Raw genomic sequence first — 13,461 nt, 5'->3', positions numbered from 1 at the left:
ACCGGTTCCGGGCCGCAGACGGCATGGCGGGGGTAACGCTCGGTGGGCATGGAGATACCCGACGAAGTCAAGTGGCTGCTGCCCATCGTCGTCGGGGAGAGCTGGCCGGAAGGCGACGAGGACGAGCTCCGCGAGCTGCGTGACGCCTGGCACCGCGCCGCGGAGGCGATCCCGCAGGTCAGCTCCACCGCCGACCGCGGTGCGACGGGGGTCCTCGACGGGTGGACCGGGGACAGCGCCGAGGCGTTCGAGGAGGTGTGGAAGAAGTACGTCGAGGGCGATGAGGCGTACTTCAAGTCGCTCACCGAGGCGTGCCAGGCCCTGGGCGACTCGTGCGACGCGACCGCGCTCGACGTCGAGTACACCAAGTACATGATCATCGCGTCGCTGATCATGCTCGCCATCTCGATCGCGGCCATGATCGCTTCGGCGGCGGTGACGTTCGGCGCGTCGACGGCAGGCATCGTGCCCGCGCAGATCGCGACGCGCATGACCGTGCAGATGATCTTCCGACAGCTGCTGCAGAAACTCGTGCAGCAGGGGTTCAAGAAGGTCGCGCAGCAGGTGCTGCAACGGGTGCTGCGGGAGGTCGCGACGAACGTGGCCACCGGCGTGGCGCTCGACGCCGGCATCCAGGGCGTCCAGATGGCCACCGGGGACCGCAAGTCGTGGGACGGGGGCAAGACCGGGGACGCCGCCGTCGGTGGTGCGGTGGAGGGCGTGGTCGGCGCGGCGTCGAACGCCGTGCCGAAGGGCGCCACCAGGGGCCTGTCGACAGCGTGGGCGGCCAGGTCCTCGACGGCGCGGTGCGCGGCGCGACCCGCGGCGCGGTGTAGGGCGCGGTCACCACCGTCGGCGAGGCGGCGGTCACCGGGGACTTGGACAAGCTGTCGGCGAAGGACGTGCTGATGGGCGCGTCCGGCGGTGCGGTCGACCGGGGTGTGGGCGGGGCGACGGACTCCCTCGGCGCGATCCGGGACATGGACGTCGACACGCCGGACGTCGACACGCCGGACGCCAACGCTGTCGCCAACGCCTCTCAAGCCGGACCGGACACGTCCCGGGACCGGCCCGTCACGACGCGGTTCGGCTCGGGTGAGGGCGGATCGCCCACATCGGACCCGGGCGGCACGTCCGACCGGGGTGTTCCCCGGGCTGGTGGCGGTTCGGACGACCTGCCGAGCCGGGAGGCGGCCACGCGGACCTCGGGGTTGTCACCGAGCGTCGCGGCCGACCGGACGGACGGCGCCGCACCCGGCAGCCAGGCCAGCGCAGGCTCAACCGGCGGCAGCCAGGCCGGCGGTGTTCAAGCGGCCGGCCAGGCTCCCGCGTCCGCGCCGGCCTCGCAGGCCTGGGCACCTCCGGGCGGCACGGGCCAGTCCACGCCCTCCTCCGCTCCCGCTCCCGCTCCCGCTCCCGGCCAGGGATCGTCCTCCGGCGGGTATGGGAGGGCACCCGCACCGGGCGGCGGGTACGGCATGGCTCCCCCTCCACCTGGTGGCTTCGGCCCGCAACCCGGTGGCTACCCCGCCGACCCCGGACGCCAGCAGGGTCCGCCGCCGCCCGGCAACGTCTTCGCCGCCGGAACGGCAGGCGCGCAGTTCACGCCCCGGTTCGACACCCCACCGCCACGCCACGACGGCCCACCCGTGCCCCAACAACAGGGCGGCACCCCACCGCCGATGGGCGGACCCCACCCCGGCGGCATGCCCCCGCGCTCCTTCAACCAGGGGCCGCCACAACGCGGTCCTCAAGGCTCACCGCCACAGCGCGGTCCGACCCCACCACCGCAGCGCAGCCCCCAGGGCTCGCCACCACCTCGCGCCGACATGCCGCCGGGTGGCCGTCCCACACCCCCGCCCTACACGCCCGCACCGGGCGGTCCTCCGCCACGGGGCCCGATGCCGCCTCCCGCACGCCCGATGGGTCCGCCGCCGGCGCACCGCCCACCCGCCGGTCGTGCGCCGATGCCCCCGCAGGGCTACGCGCCGAACGGCCCGCACCCGCAGGGCCCTCCACCCGCACGGCGGCCCACGCCGCCACCGGGCTTCCCGCCGCCGAACGCACCCCGCCGGCAGGGTCCACCCGCAGTGGGCACCCACGGACCGGTCAAGCCTGCCGACTCGCGCCCGGCCAGGCAGCCGGACATGCCCCGCGCTCCCGAGCCGGTCACCCCACCCGAGGCTCCCCGCACCCCCGAGCCCACTCCCGCCGCAGCACGCCAGGAGCCAACGCCGGCACCGCCCGCACAACCGGAACCGTCGCGCCGCCCCGAACCAACGCCCGACCAAACGCCGGCACCACCCACACGGCCCGAAGCACCGCACGACCCCCAACCAACGCCCGACCAAGCGCACCCGGAGCCACCGGCCGACCAGGCGGTCGACACCGAGCCGGACCGCGCCGGGGACGACCTCGGCGAGAACTACCTCTTCGACGCGGACCACCGCGCCACCCCAGCCGACAACGCCGCACTCGTCGCCGCGATCACCGGCGACGCCCGCCGCACCGAGATCAGGGACAACGCGCTCGCCCGCCGGGACGCCGCCGAGTCGTTGTCGGGTCTGTCCGACGAGGGCGCGGTCGCCCTGCACGCCTACACCGGCCACGACCTGTTCGACTCGGCCAACACCGCGCAGCGCCTGGGCCCCGACGGCGGCCTCGCGGACTTCCAGGACGCCCGGCTCCAGATGCGGGCGATCGTCTCGGCGATCAACGAGCTGAACCCGCTGGAAGCCGAGCTGGTGCGCGGCATCGACGTCAAGGGCAACCCGGTCCTGGCCAAGCTCATCGCGGACCAGTACGTGCCGGGCCGCACGACCGTCGAGCCGACCGTCGTCAGCGCCTCGATCAAGGAGTCGCCGGACTTCGTGTCCAAGTTCGGCGAGGACGTCGAGATCCACATCCACGCCAAGACGGCCCGCGACATCCACGAGCTGTCGCAGAACCACACCGAGCGCGAAGCAGTCTCCAAGCCGAGCACCCAGTGGTACACCCACGCCAAGGAGACCGTCGAGGTCGAGCGCAACGGCGTCGTCAAGCAGAAGACGGTCATCCGGGTCGAGGAGGTCCTGCCCGGTGACCCCCGCTACCTCGACCAGGCCGCGGCGGAGCAGGAGATCGCCGACCGTCGTGCCGCCAACAACGCCAACAAGCAGGTCTTCGAGGACCTGCTCAAGCAGTCGACCGCGGAACGGCTGGGCGGTGGCCCGTCCGACGCGCCCGAACCGCCGAAGCCCGACACCCCCGCGCCGGAACGCAGCCTCATCACCGACCGGCTCGGCGGCTACGCGGGCGCGGACCCGATGCCCGACAGCGGCACGATCGACAGCGGCCCGATCGACAGCGGCACCGCTGGTGACCACGACTGGTCACCGCTGTCCCGGGCCACCAACCCGCCCTCCGAACCCGCGATCCACGCCGACACCGCCAACGCCAACCAGTCGGCCAGGTACGTCGCCGAACGACACCCGCACCTGGCCGGGGTCAACCCGCGCTTCCACGACGTGAACGCCTACGAGCAGGGGTACCAGACCAACTGCACGCGCGGTGTCGTGGCGAGCGCGCTGCGACAGGCGGGCATCGACACCGAAGCCGGACCGCTGCGGCCGGAGCACATGGAGTCCATGGGCACCCTGGACCACGTCCGGGACCAGTTGGGCGGCGACTGGCAGTCGCACGGCGACTACGACGACGTCATCCGCGCGATGCGCGACCGGCCGTTGGACTCGCGCGCGGTGAAGTACCTCGGGCCGGACGGGGTCGAGTACGGGCACGTGGCGGAAGTCGTGAACACCCGCGAGGGCGTCGCGTTCGTCGACCCGCAGACGAACTCCCTGATGAGCCTGCCGCACCCACCGGTGAAGCTGGACCTGCTCCCCTACGACCTCGCCGAGGTCGCCGAACGCCACGCGGCGCGGACGGACACCGAAACGTCCACTCAGGACACGACGACCACGAGCGACTCCGGCTACGGCGCGGCGGATCCGCCGTCACGCGGAGACGAGCGCCCACCGACCCGTGAGGAGATCGGCCGCTACCTCCAGGAGCCACGCGTCCAGGACGCCATGCGCGTGGCCGACGCCATCAGCCTCCGCGACCCTGACTCCCGGATCACCGTGGACGGGCAGAAGCTGCACATCGGCGAGGCCATCGCCACCCTGCTGCCGCGCCATCCCGAGATGGCCGCCCTCCTGCGCGACGTGCCGTTCCTGGAGAACTCACTGCTGGCCCGTCCCCAGACCCTGGCCAACCTGCTGAGGCACCCGCAGGCGATCGAGGTGCTGGAGGACTGCGTCCAGGAGGTCCGCGACCACGAGCACGGCCCGGAGGCCCTGGCGGACCAGTACGACGCCGAACCGGCCCCGGGCCCCGCCCTCCTCACGCCCGAACAGGCGGAGTTGTCCGGTCATGCGAAGGACATCGCGGAGGACAGTCCCGCCTCGCACCGCGTGCAGCCCGACTTCATCGGAGCGAACAAGGACGACACCGGTTACCGGCAGCAGTACCTCGAAGGCCTGTACCGGGACTGGGCGGCCAAGCAGGGACAGTTGCACGCCCTGGCCGACGAGGTCGCCAAGGCGACGGGCGGCGAAGCGTTCTCCCGTAAAACCGAGAAGAGCAGGGTCCGGGCGATGGACAAGATCACCGGGTACAAGGGCGACGCGGCCAGGCTGGTCGACCTGGTCGGGTCCAAGATCCAGTACCGCACGGTGGCCGATGCCTACAGGGGCCTGGAGGTCTTGCTGGACAAGGTGCAACAGGACGGCTCGAAGATCAGCATCGACGACCGGTTCCTGAGCCCACAGAAAAGCGGCTACCGCGATCTCCAGTTCAGCGTGCGCCTCGAACTGGAAGACGGCACGTTCCACGTGGCGGAACTCCGATTGCACTTGAAGGCGATAGACGACGTCGCGGATTTCGAGCACGCTTTGTTCGAAGTCCGCCGGGACTTCAAAGCCGTCGCCAAGGAGCAGGGCCGTACCATGACCGCGGAGGAACGTGCGCTGACCGGGGCGATCCTGGCCAAGGAACAGGAACTGTTCGGCGAAGCGTTCAGGCAGGGGCGGGGAACCGTCCAGGATGGTGATCGGTGATGGTGCAGACCCCGGCTTACTTCAAGTACTACGGATCGACCTTCGTACTCGACACGGATTCCGAAGGCAATTGGGTCGGCCACCGGCTCAACACCGACACCGGTGAGTTCGAACCGGACAACAGCCCGATCGTCGAAGTGCTGCTGGCCACCTCGACCAGCGATGTCGCCGTGCTCGACCGGGACAGGTTCATCTGGCGGACCGAGGAGGAACGCGGTCGACTCCGCGGTGACGGCCCGGTCTTCGCGCTCTACGAGACGATCGACGCCATGTACGAGCAGAAAGAGCGCGAAGGCCGCAAATCGTTCACCCCTGAGGAACGCGCGTTGATCCGGTCCATCCGCCGGCGCACGTTCAAGATGTGGGAAGAGGAAGCCGCCCGCCGGGCAGCGGGCGAGCCGCCGACGTTCACCGTCAGGCGGACCTGATGACGACGGGGAAGGGCTGAACCGGGTGGAGACCGCGGAGGCGGTGGCCAGGGTCGAGGAGTGGCTGCGCGCGGTCCACGGACCGCGGGTGTCGGGGCTGCGGGTGGACCACGAGAAGGTCCGCCGCGTTCCCGAGGGCTGGTCCGTGCCCTACAACTCGGTGGCGTACCTCGACGGGGGCGACGCGGGCAAGGAGATCTTCCCGCCGCCCCGGCTGATCGTGCGCGAGCCGGACGGGCAGTTGCGCGAGGCGGGCCCCCGCCCCGGTGACCTGAGCACCCCCGCCCGGACACCGGGCGGGGGTTACTGGGCGGAACTCGTCGACCCCGAGGTCGCCGAGTCCGGCCTGGGCTACCTCGGTGTGCCGGAGATGGCCATCGGCGGCTGGGAGTGGGTCGAACCCGACGGCACGCGGACCGGCAGGGAGCGGATCAACCCGCGCTACCGCACCGGTCCGGTGCGCATGGGCTTCGACCGCCCGGTCAACCAGCTGGAGTGGATGCTGCTGTTCGCCGACGTCGGGTGGCTCGACGACGACCGGCTGCTCGCCGGCCTGACCCAGGCGGACGTCCTCGTCCCCCGCAACGGGCTGGTGGGTAAGCGGACCGCGGAGTGGTACCCGGTGTACACGTCCACGCGGCAGCTACCCGCGGACACCACCGAGTGGCGGCGGGTCGATCTCGCGACCCTCGCGTCCGGTTTCCCGGCTCCGACCCTGTTGTCCTTCTACAGCCCGGCGTCGGTGCGCAAGGTGTCGTCGGCCGACCTGGTGGCCGCGTTGGTGCGGTTCCCGCGGTCGCGTCCCCCCGTCGACGTGGTCGAGTCGAGGTTCGAGGTCGGCGGGGAACCCGCGCGCCTGGTGCGGGAGATGGCGGCGCGGCTGGGTCTCCGCTCCCCCGCGGACACACCTGTGCACGAGGCCCGCTACGCCCGGACGAACGGCTTCGAGCTGACCGACGACGAGATCCGCCGGACCGCGGTCGGGAAGTCCTGGGAGCAGCTCGTCCACGAGACCGGTGACCCGCGGCGGTGGCCCACCGACCTGGCGGGCAACGGCCTCCAGCCGGTCTACGACGACGACGGCCGGATCACGCCGCAGGTCGACGCGTTCGGCAAGTACTGCGCACGTGCCCCGAAGGGCTTCCGGTACGGCTACCGGCGGGTGACGGGGGCGTTCGTCGGTTTCGCGCTGGGCGAGGCGCTGGGCCAGGCGGTGGACGCGCTCGGTCTCGACGAGATCCGCGCCCGCTTCGGTCCGCGCGGAGTCCGCGACCTGGTCTCCGGCGAAATCGGCCCGCTCACCCAGCGGCTGCTGTTCCTCACCGACGGCGTGATCCGCAGCCGCCACCGCGAAGACCCCACCGACCACGCGGTGCTCGCCGACGCCGCCGCGGGTGGCCTGTTGCGCTGGCTGCACACCCAGGGCGACACGGTTGCACGCGAGGTGGACGGGTGGCTGGTGCGGGTCGCGGACCTCTACGCCGACCGGCTGCCCGACGCCGACGAGCTGGCCGCGATCCGTGACCTGGCCCTGGGAAGGTCGGGAACGGGCTCCGGTCCGGCGGCGCTGCTCGCCGCACTGCCGGCCGCCCTCACCGAAGGCGGTCCCGGCACCGGGCTCGCACAGGGCGCGCGGACGGCCGCGCGGCTGATCGCCGGGCTGACCAACCAGTCCGATGAGGACATCGCCGCCGCCGAGTACCTGACGGGCGTCTTCGAACGCCTCCTGGCCGACGGGACCAACCCGACGCCGCTGTGGATCGCGGGCCGCGACGTGCGGGTGCCGGGCGTGGACGTGGAGAGCGCGTTGCCGGACTACGCCAAGTTCGGCCTGCTGGACGCGCACAACCCCGAGGAGATGGGCGCCGGACGCGACACGGCGACCGTGCTGCGACAGGCGTTCTCGGCGGTCGCCGGGTACGAGAACCGACCCGATCTGGCGCTGTTGCGCGCGGTCAACCACTCCGGGCGCAGCGCGTTCACCGGTGCGCTGGCGGGGGCGCTGGTCGGCGCGCGCGTCGGCATCCCCGGCCTGCCGGCTTCGTGGCTGGAGCGGCTGGAGTTGCGCTACCTGGTGGAGATCCTGGCCACGGACGCCTACCGGCACTTCAACCGCTCCTCGCCGCTGGGCCAGGGCGGCTGGACGACGAGATACCCACGGACGTGACCATGTCAGGCGAGTTCCTCTCCGATGCCGACCTCGCGGTGCTGGCGGGCCTGCTGCACCGGCAGCGCGCCGCCGACGCGCAGCCGGCGGGACGGCCACCGCGCGACGTGCTGCGGGTGGAGTTGCACATCGGGATCGACGAGGCCGGCCGGAAGTTCATCACGCGCGCGCCCACACCGGCCGATCCGGGCGCGCTCCGGCCGGTGTCCGGGGTGGACGCGCGGCGCTGGCGGGGCTGTGTGCTGGCCGGCGCGGTCGCGGACGCGCTGGGCGCGCCGGTGGAGTCCAAGCCGATGGACCAGATCCGGGAACTCGCCGGACCCTTGGGCGTGACGGGCATGATCACCGGCTACGACGGCGTCGGGCGGATCACCGACGACACGCAGATGACGCTGTTCACCCTGGAAGCGGTCATCCGCGCCCACGCCCAGCAGCGGCGCTCGGGCAACGGCGACGTCGTGCGCTCACTGCGGATGGCCTACCAGCGCTGGCTGCACACCCAGGGCACGTCGTGGGTGAAGGCCCGCGGCCCGCGCCACACCTCCGAGACGCCCGAAGGGTGGCTGATCGGCGTGCGCGGGCTGTTCAAGCGGCGCGCGCCCGGTGCGACGTGCTTCTTCACCCTCCAGGACTACGGGACCACGGGCCGCGCCGGCACGATCGCGGAGCCGGTCAACGACTCCAAGGGTTGCGGCGGCGTGATGCGGGCGGCCCCGGTCGCGCTGTGGTCGCAGGATCCGGCGGTGGTGTTCGAAGTCGCCGCCGCCTCCGCCGCCATCACCCACGGCCACCCGAGCGGCTACCTCCCGGCCGGTGTGCTGGCCGTGCTGGTGCACCACCTCCTGCGCGGCGTGCCGCTGCGACAGGCCCTCGACGCCGCCCGCACCCACCTCGTCCGCTGGGACGGCCACAACGAGACCTCGGCCGCCCTGGACGCCGCCGTGGCGCTGGACGGCCCGCCGACCCCGGAGAAGATCGCCACCCTCGGCAACGGCGCGGTAGGTGAGTCGGCGCTGGCGATCGCGGTCTACGCGGCGTTGGCGACCGACACGCTGAACGCGGCGCTGCTGGCGTCGGTGAACCACGACGGCGACAGCGACTCGACCGGCGCCGTGTGCGGCAACATCGTCGGTGCCCTTTACGGTGAGGACGCCATCGACCCCACGTGGCTGGCACAGCTCGAACTGCGCGACGTCATCGAACGACTGACCGACGACGCCACCACCGAATTCGGCCCGAACGCCCCGGACAACAACGACTGGCACACCCGCTACCCCGACGACTGAGGTCCTGGCTTTCGAGGAGATCGGTGAGGCGGTACTGGTTACCGCCGCTCTCCGCCTGCCCGGCCCGGATGCCGAGGAGTTCCGGGCCGCCGCTTCGCGAGGAGGTTGTCCGTCCACAGCGGACGATGACGGGAAAAGGAGGATACCCACTCCTTCCCACTCCTAATTTATAGCGCACGGGGGGACTTGCGGCAAGACCCGGGTCGTGCCGCAGAATCACCGGCCGAAGCCAGAACCTGCGGAAGTCGGAGTCGCGAAGTGCGTGTGTTGTTGTCGGGATATGACTCCCGCGGGGGCGTCGAACCGCTGGTGGGGCTCGCGGTGCGGTTGCGGGCACTCGGCGCGGAGGTGCGCGTGTGCGCGCCGCCGGACGAGGAGTTCGCGGAGCGGCCGGCCGGTGTCGGCGTGCCGATGGTGCCGGTCGTGCGCGCGATGATGACCTGAGCGACGCGGCCGGCGCGCGGGCGGTGGCCGCGAAGCTGCTGCTCGACGTGGTAGAAAATTACGGGCCCTCCCCAATCCGATGGAGGGCCCGCCGAACCTGACATCAGTTCAGCCGCTGCGAGGGGCATGTTTGACGTGCTCTCCGACGTGAACGGCGAAGATTCCGAGGGGCCTCGCGGCCCCTGCTTCCTGCTTCACCACCCACCGCCTCCCGGCAGGGAGGTCTTACACGGGCTCCACAGGCGTTTTCTGTCTCCGCCCGCCCGGCGGCGACTCAACAATACTAACAGATCGGCTATCCCCGGCCTGAAGACCGGGGCTCGCGCCGATAGATTCGTGGTCAACTCATGGGGTACGAAGACGAATTGCGGTCCGAGCGGAGCTACGTGGCCGGGCTCTACCAGCGACTCGACGCCGAGCGCGCGCGGGTGAAAGGTGAGTACAACGCGGCGTTGCGGGGGAACGGCGGGACACCCATGGAACGGGATGTCGAGGTGCGCGCGCTGGCCAAAGAGGCGAAGCGGCTCGGCGTGGCGGACAACGGGCTGTGCTTCGGTCGATTGGACTCCCTTTCGGGCGAGCATTCGTACATCGGTCGGATCGGCCTTTTCGACGAGGAGGACGAGTACGAACCGGTGTTGCTCGATTGGCGGGCGCCGGCGTCGCGCGCGTTCTACGTCGCCACCGCCGCGTCCCCGGAGAACATGCGTCGACGCCGCCAGTTCCACACACGCGGGCGTCAAGTGGTCGATTTCACCGACGAGGTGCTCGGCCGCCCCGATGGTCGCGAACGAGGGGACGCGGCCCTGCTCGCGGCGGTCAACGCGCCGCGCGGTGACGGGATGCGCGACATCGTGGCGACGATCCAGGCCGAGCAGGACAAGATCATCCGGCTCGACCACCCGGGGGTGCTGGTGATCGAGGGTGGTCCGGGCACCGGGAAGACCGTGGTGGCGCTGCACCGCGTCGCGTACCTGCTCTACACCCAGCGGGAGCGGATGGAACGCCATGGCGTGCTCGTGGTCGGGCCCAACCCGGCGTTCCTGAACCACATCGGCCGCGTCCTGCCGTCACTGGGCGAGTCGGACGTGGTGTTCATGACCACCGGCGACCTCGTGCCCGGTCTGCGCGTCACGGCCGACGACACCCCGGAAGCCGCGCGGCTCAAGGGCTCGCTGAAGATCCTGGACGTGCTCGCGGCGGCGGTCGCCGACCGTCAACGCCTGCCGGAGCACCCGCTGCCGATCGAACTGGGCGGCGTCACGGTGCGGATCGACGCCGAGACCGCGGAGTGGGCCAGGAACGAGGCGCGCGCGAGCGGGCAGCCGCACAACGAGGCCCGCGCGGTGTTCACCGAGATCGTCACGTACGTGCTCACCGAACGGGCGATAGCCCGGATCGGCCGGGGCTGGCTGACCCGGGAGGACCGCGATGCGTGGGAGCGCGTGCGGGCGGACCTGCTCAAGGAACTCGCGAACGACGACAAGTTCACCGCCGCGCTCGACGAGCTCTGGCCGGTGTTGACGCCGGAAACGCTGTTGGCACCGCTGTACACGTCCCCCGAACGGCTGCGGGCGGCAGGCGCCGACCAGGCGCTGTTGCGCGCCGATGGCGACGCCTGGACGGTGTCGGACGTGCCGCTGCTCGACGAACTGGTCGACCTGCTGGGCCGTGACAAGTCGGCCGACCGGGCCGCCGAGCGGGAGCGAAAGGCCGAGGCCGAGCACGCCGCCCGCGTGCTGGACGGCCTCGTCGGCCGCCAGGACTCGATGGACGACGAGGACCACCTGTTCGCCACGGACCTGCTCTACGCCGAGGACCTGGCGGAACGCTTCGTCGAGCACGACACCCGTGAACTCGTCGAACGCGCCGCCGCGGACCGGGACTGGACCTACCGGCACGTCGTGGTCGACGAGGCCCAAGAACTGTCCGAAATGGACTGGCGGGTGCTGATGCGGCGCTGTCCGGGCCGATCCTTCACGGTGGTCGGCGATCTCGCCCAACGCCGGTCGGCGGCCGGCGCGACATCGTGGGACACGATGCTGGAGCCGTACGTGCCCGGCCGCTGGGTCTACCGGTCGCTGTCGGTGAACTACCGCACCCCGGCGGAGATCATGACCGTCGCCGCCGCGCTGCTCGCCGAGTTCGCACCCGGCGTCCAGCCACCGGAGTCGGTCCGCGCGTGCGGCGTCCAGCCATGGGCCAGGCGGGTCACCGAGGACGAACTGCCCGCTGCCATCGAGGATTTCGTGCGGGACGAAGCCGGTCGCGAAGGCACCAGCGTCGTCATCGGGCCGCCGGGCGTGCCGGGCGCGGTGGTGGCGTCGGAGACGAAGGGCCTGGAGTTCGACGCCGTCCTGGTCGTGGAACCAGAACGGATCCTCGCCGACGGCCCACGCGGCGCGGCCGAGCTCTACGTCGCCCTCACCCGCGCCACCCAACGCCTCGGCGTCCTGCACCAGGGCCCGTTGCCGCGGGCCCTGACCGGACTCCGCCGAACAAGGTGACGCTCAGCCTCCGGCATGGTCGGTGTCAGAGCCGTGTCAGTCGCATGTCAGGTCCGTCGGTGATCGTGGTCGCAACAACCGCCACGAGAGGAAATCCGATGAGTCAAACGGTTCCCATCCCGCACGGCCTCCCCATGGAGCGCGATGCGGGCCCCTTCGACCCGCCCCGTCAAATCACCCGGCTGCGCGAGGCTCGCCCCGTCAGTCCCATGGTCTTCCCCGACGGTCACGAGGGCTGGCTCGTCACCGGCTACGACGCGGTCCGCCAGCTCATGGCCGACACCCGGTTCAGCTCCCGCCAGGACATCGGCATTCTCCACGTGCCGTACGAGACCCCCGGCATGCCCGAGCAGACCGAACCGTCCCCGCAGGTGCCGGGCCTGTTCATCTCCATGGACCCGCCGGACCACACCCGGCTGCGGCGCATGCTCACCGGCGCCTTCACCGTCAAACGCATGAAGCAGCTCGAAGAGCACATCATCGACATCGCCGAGCGGCAACTGGACGAGATGGCGCGCCTGCCCCCGCCGGTCGACCTGGTCAAGGAGTTCGCGCTCCCGGTGCCCTCGCTGGTGATCTGCGAACTGCTCGGCGTCCCCTACGCCGACCGGGACAACTTCCAGGCCAACTCCGCCAAGTTCCTGGTCAAGGACCAGCCGCTCGACGAGAAGATGGCCGCGTACATCGCACTGACCACGTACCTGTCCGAACTGGTCACGCGCAAACGCGCCGCCCCCGGCGAAGACATGCTGTCCGACCTGGCCCGCCATGACGACCTCACCATCGAGGAGCTGACCGGCATCGCCTTCCTGCTGCTGCTCGCGGGCCACGAGACCACCGCCAACATGCTGGCACTGGGCACCTTCGCGCTCTTGGAGCACCCCGAGCAGCTAGCCGAACTGCGCGCCGACCCGGACCTGATGCCCGGCGCCGTCGAGGAACTCCTGCGCTACCTGTCCATTGCCGACATCTTCTACCGCTACGCCACGGAGGACATCGAACTCGGTGGCGAGACCATCAACAAGGGATCGACTGTCGTCGTCTCGTTGCTGGCCGCCAACCGCGACCCGCGCAAGTACGACGACCCCGACGCCCTCGACATCCGTCGCAACGCCCGCGGGCACCTGTCCTTCGGTCATGGGATCCACCAGTGCCTCGGCCAGCAACTGGCCCGCATCGAGATGCGCGCCGGCTTCGAGGGCCTGCTGCGTCGCTTCCCGACCCTCAAGCTCGCCATCCCCGCCGACGAGGTGAAACTCAGGACCGACATGAATATCTACGGCGTCCACGAACTGCCGGTCACCTGGACGGAAACGGCCCGCTAAAACCGTCGGCCGAGCGCGTCACCTGTGCGGGAATCGACCTTGATGACTTCGCCATCGCCCACCGACAGATCAAGTGCGAGACCCGCCTTCCGCAGTTGGTAGTCACACGTGATCGCGAGTTTGCGGTCTGAGCTGGGGAAACGTGCTGATAGGCCGGAGAGGGCGTGTGCCTACGCCCTGTCCGGCGTGTCCGGCAGGGTTCAGCTGG

Annotated in this window: 8 protein-coding genes; all 8 read left to right on the top strand. The window is 71.1% G+C overall.

All coding sequences use genetic code 11. The features are described 5' to 3' along the window. Window positions 1-48: 48 nt before the first annotated feature. The 8 genes from FM051_RS41505 (at window position 49) to FM051_RS41470 (ending at window position 13,253) form a co-directional block, all read left to right on the top strand. Window positions 49-909, top strand: coding sequence for a WXG100 family type VII secretion target (locus FM051_RS41505; RefSeq protein WP_158852593.1), 861 nt, complete (start codon window positions 49-51; stop codon window positions 907-909). Then, window positions 879-5,096: a toxin glutamine deamidase domain-containing protein gene (locus FM051_RS41500; protein WP_158852592.1), complete on the top strand. Its 4,218-nt coding sequence runs from the start codon at window positions 879-881 to the stop codon at window positions 5,094-5,096. The genes FM051_RS41505 and FM051_RS41500 overlap by 31 nt, the downstream gene beginning before the upstream one ends. Further along, on the top strand, window positions 5,096-5,524 hold the full coding sequence (locus FM051_RS41495; protein ID WP_158852591.1) for a hypothetical protein: 429 nt from the start codon (window positions 5,096-5,098) through the stop codon (window positions 5,522-5,524). Before FM051_RS41500 ends, FM051_RS41495 begins: the two co-directional genes overlap by 1 nt. 25 nt (window positions 5,525-5,549) lie before the next feature. Next, window positions 5,550-7,691: an ADP-ribosylglycohydrolase family protein gene (locus FM051_RS41490; RefSeq protein WP_158852590.1), complete on the top strand. Its 2,142-nt coding sequence runs from the start codon at window positions 5,550-5,552 to the stop codon at window positions 7,689-7,691. Window positions 7,692-7,693: 2 nt separating this feature from the next. Beyond that, entirely contained in the window at window positions 7,694-8,977 is a 1,284-nt protein-coding gene (locus tag FM051_RS41485; protein WP_158852589.1) for an ADP-ribosylglycohydrolase family protein, read from the top strand. Window positions 8,978-9,235: 258 nt separating this feature from the next. Continuing rightward, the gene (locus FM051_RS41480) at window positions 9,236-9,421 is read left to right on the top strand and encodes a hypothetical protein (RefSeq protein WP_420803658.1); all 186 of its coding nucleotides are present in this window, start codon (window positions 9,236-9,238) and stop codon (window positions 9,419-9,421) included. 347 nt (window positions 9,422-9,768) lie between these two features. Further along, window positions 9,769-11,928: an RNA polymerase recycling motor ATPase HelR gene (gene helR / locus FM051_RS41475; RefSeq protein ID WP_202919297.1), complete on the top strand. Its 2,160-nt coding sequence runs from the start codon at window positions 9,769-9,771 to the stop codon at window positions 11,926-11,928. Between the two features lie 98 nt (window positions 11,929-12,026). Beyond that, entirely contained in the window at window positions 12,027-13,253 is a 1,227-nt protein-coding gene (locus tag FM051_RS41470; protein WP_158852588.1) for a cytochrome P450, read from the top strand. Window positions 13,254-13,461: the final 208 nt, after the last annotated feature.

Origin of the sequence: Saccharothrix deserti (assembly GCF_009769385.1) — a bacterium.
GTDB classification, from domain to species: Bacteria; Actinomycetota; Actinomycetes; order Mycobacteriales; family Pseudonocardiaceae; genus Actinosynnema; species Actinosynnema deserti.
Note: the sequence above shows the minus strand (reverse complement) of the source record. Positions and strands in the feature narration are given on the sequence as shown.

Excerpts from the sequence above, each read along its gene's own strand:
- FM051_RS41505 (WP_158852593.1), top strand. The coding sequence starts at position 49 with ATGGAGATACCCGACGAAGTCAAGTGGCTGCTGCCCATCGTCGTCGGG.
- FM051_RS41495 (WP_158852591.1), top strand. The coding sequence starts at position 5,096 with ATGGTGCAGACCCCGGCTTACTTCAAGTACTACGGATCGACCTTCGTA.
- FM051_RS41485 (WP_158852589.1), top strand. The coding sequence starts at position 7,694 with ATGTCAGGCGAGTTCCTCTCCGATGCCGACCTCGCGGTGCTGGCGGGC.
- helR (WP_202919297.1), top strand. The coding sequence starts at position 9,769 with ATGGGGTACGAAGACGAATTGCGGTCCGAGCGGAGCTACGTGGCCGGG.
- FM051_RS41470 (WP_158852588.1), top strand. The coding sequence starts at position 12,027 with ATGAGTCAAACGGTTCCCATCCCGCACGGCCTCCCCATGGAGCGCGAT.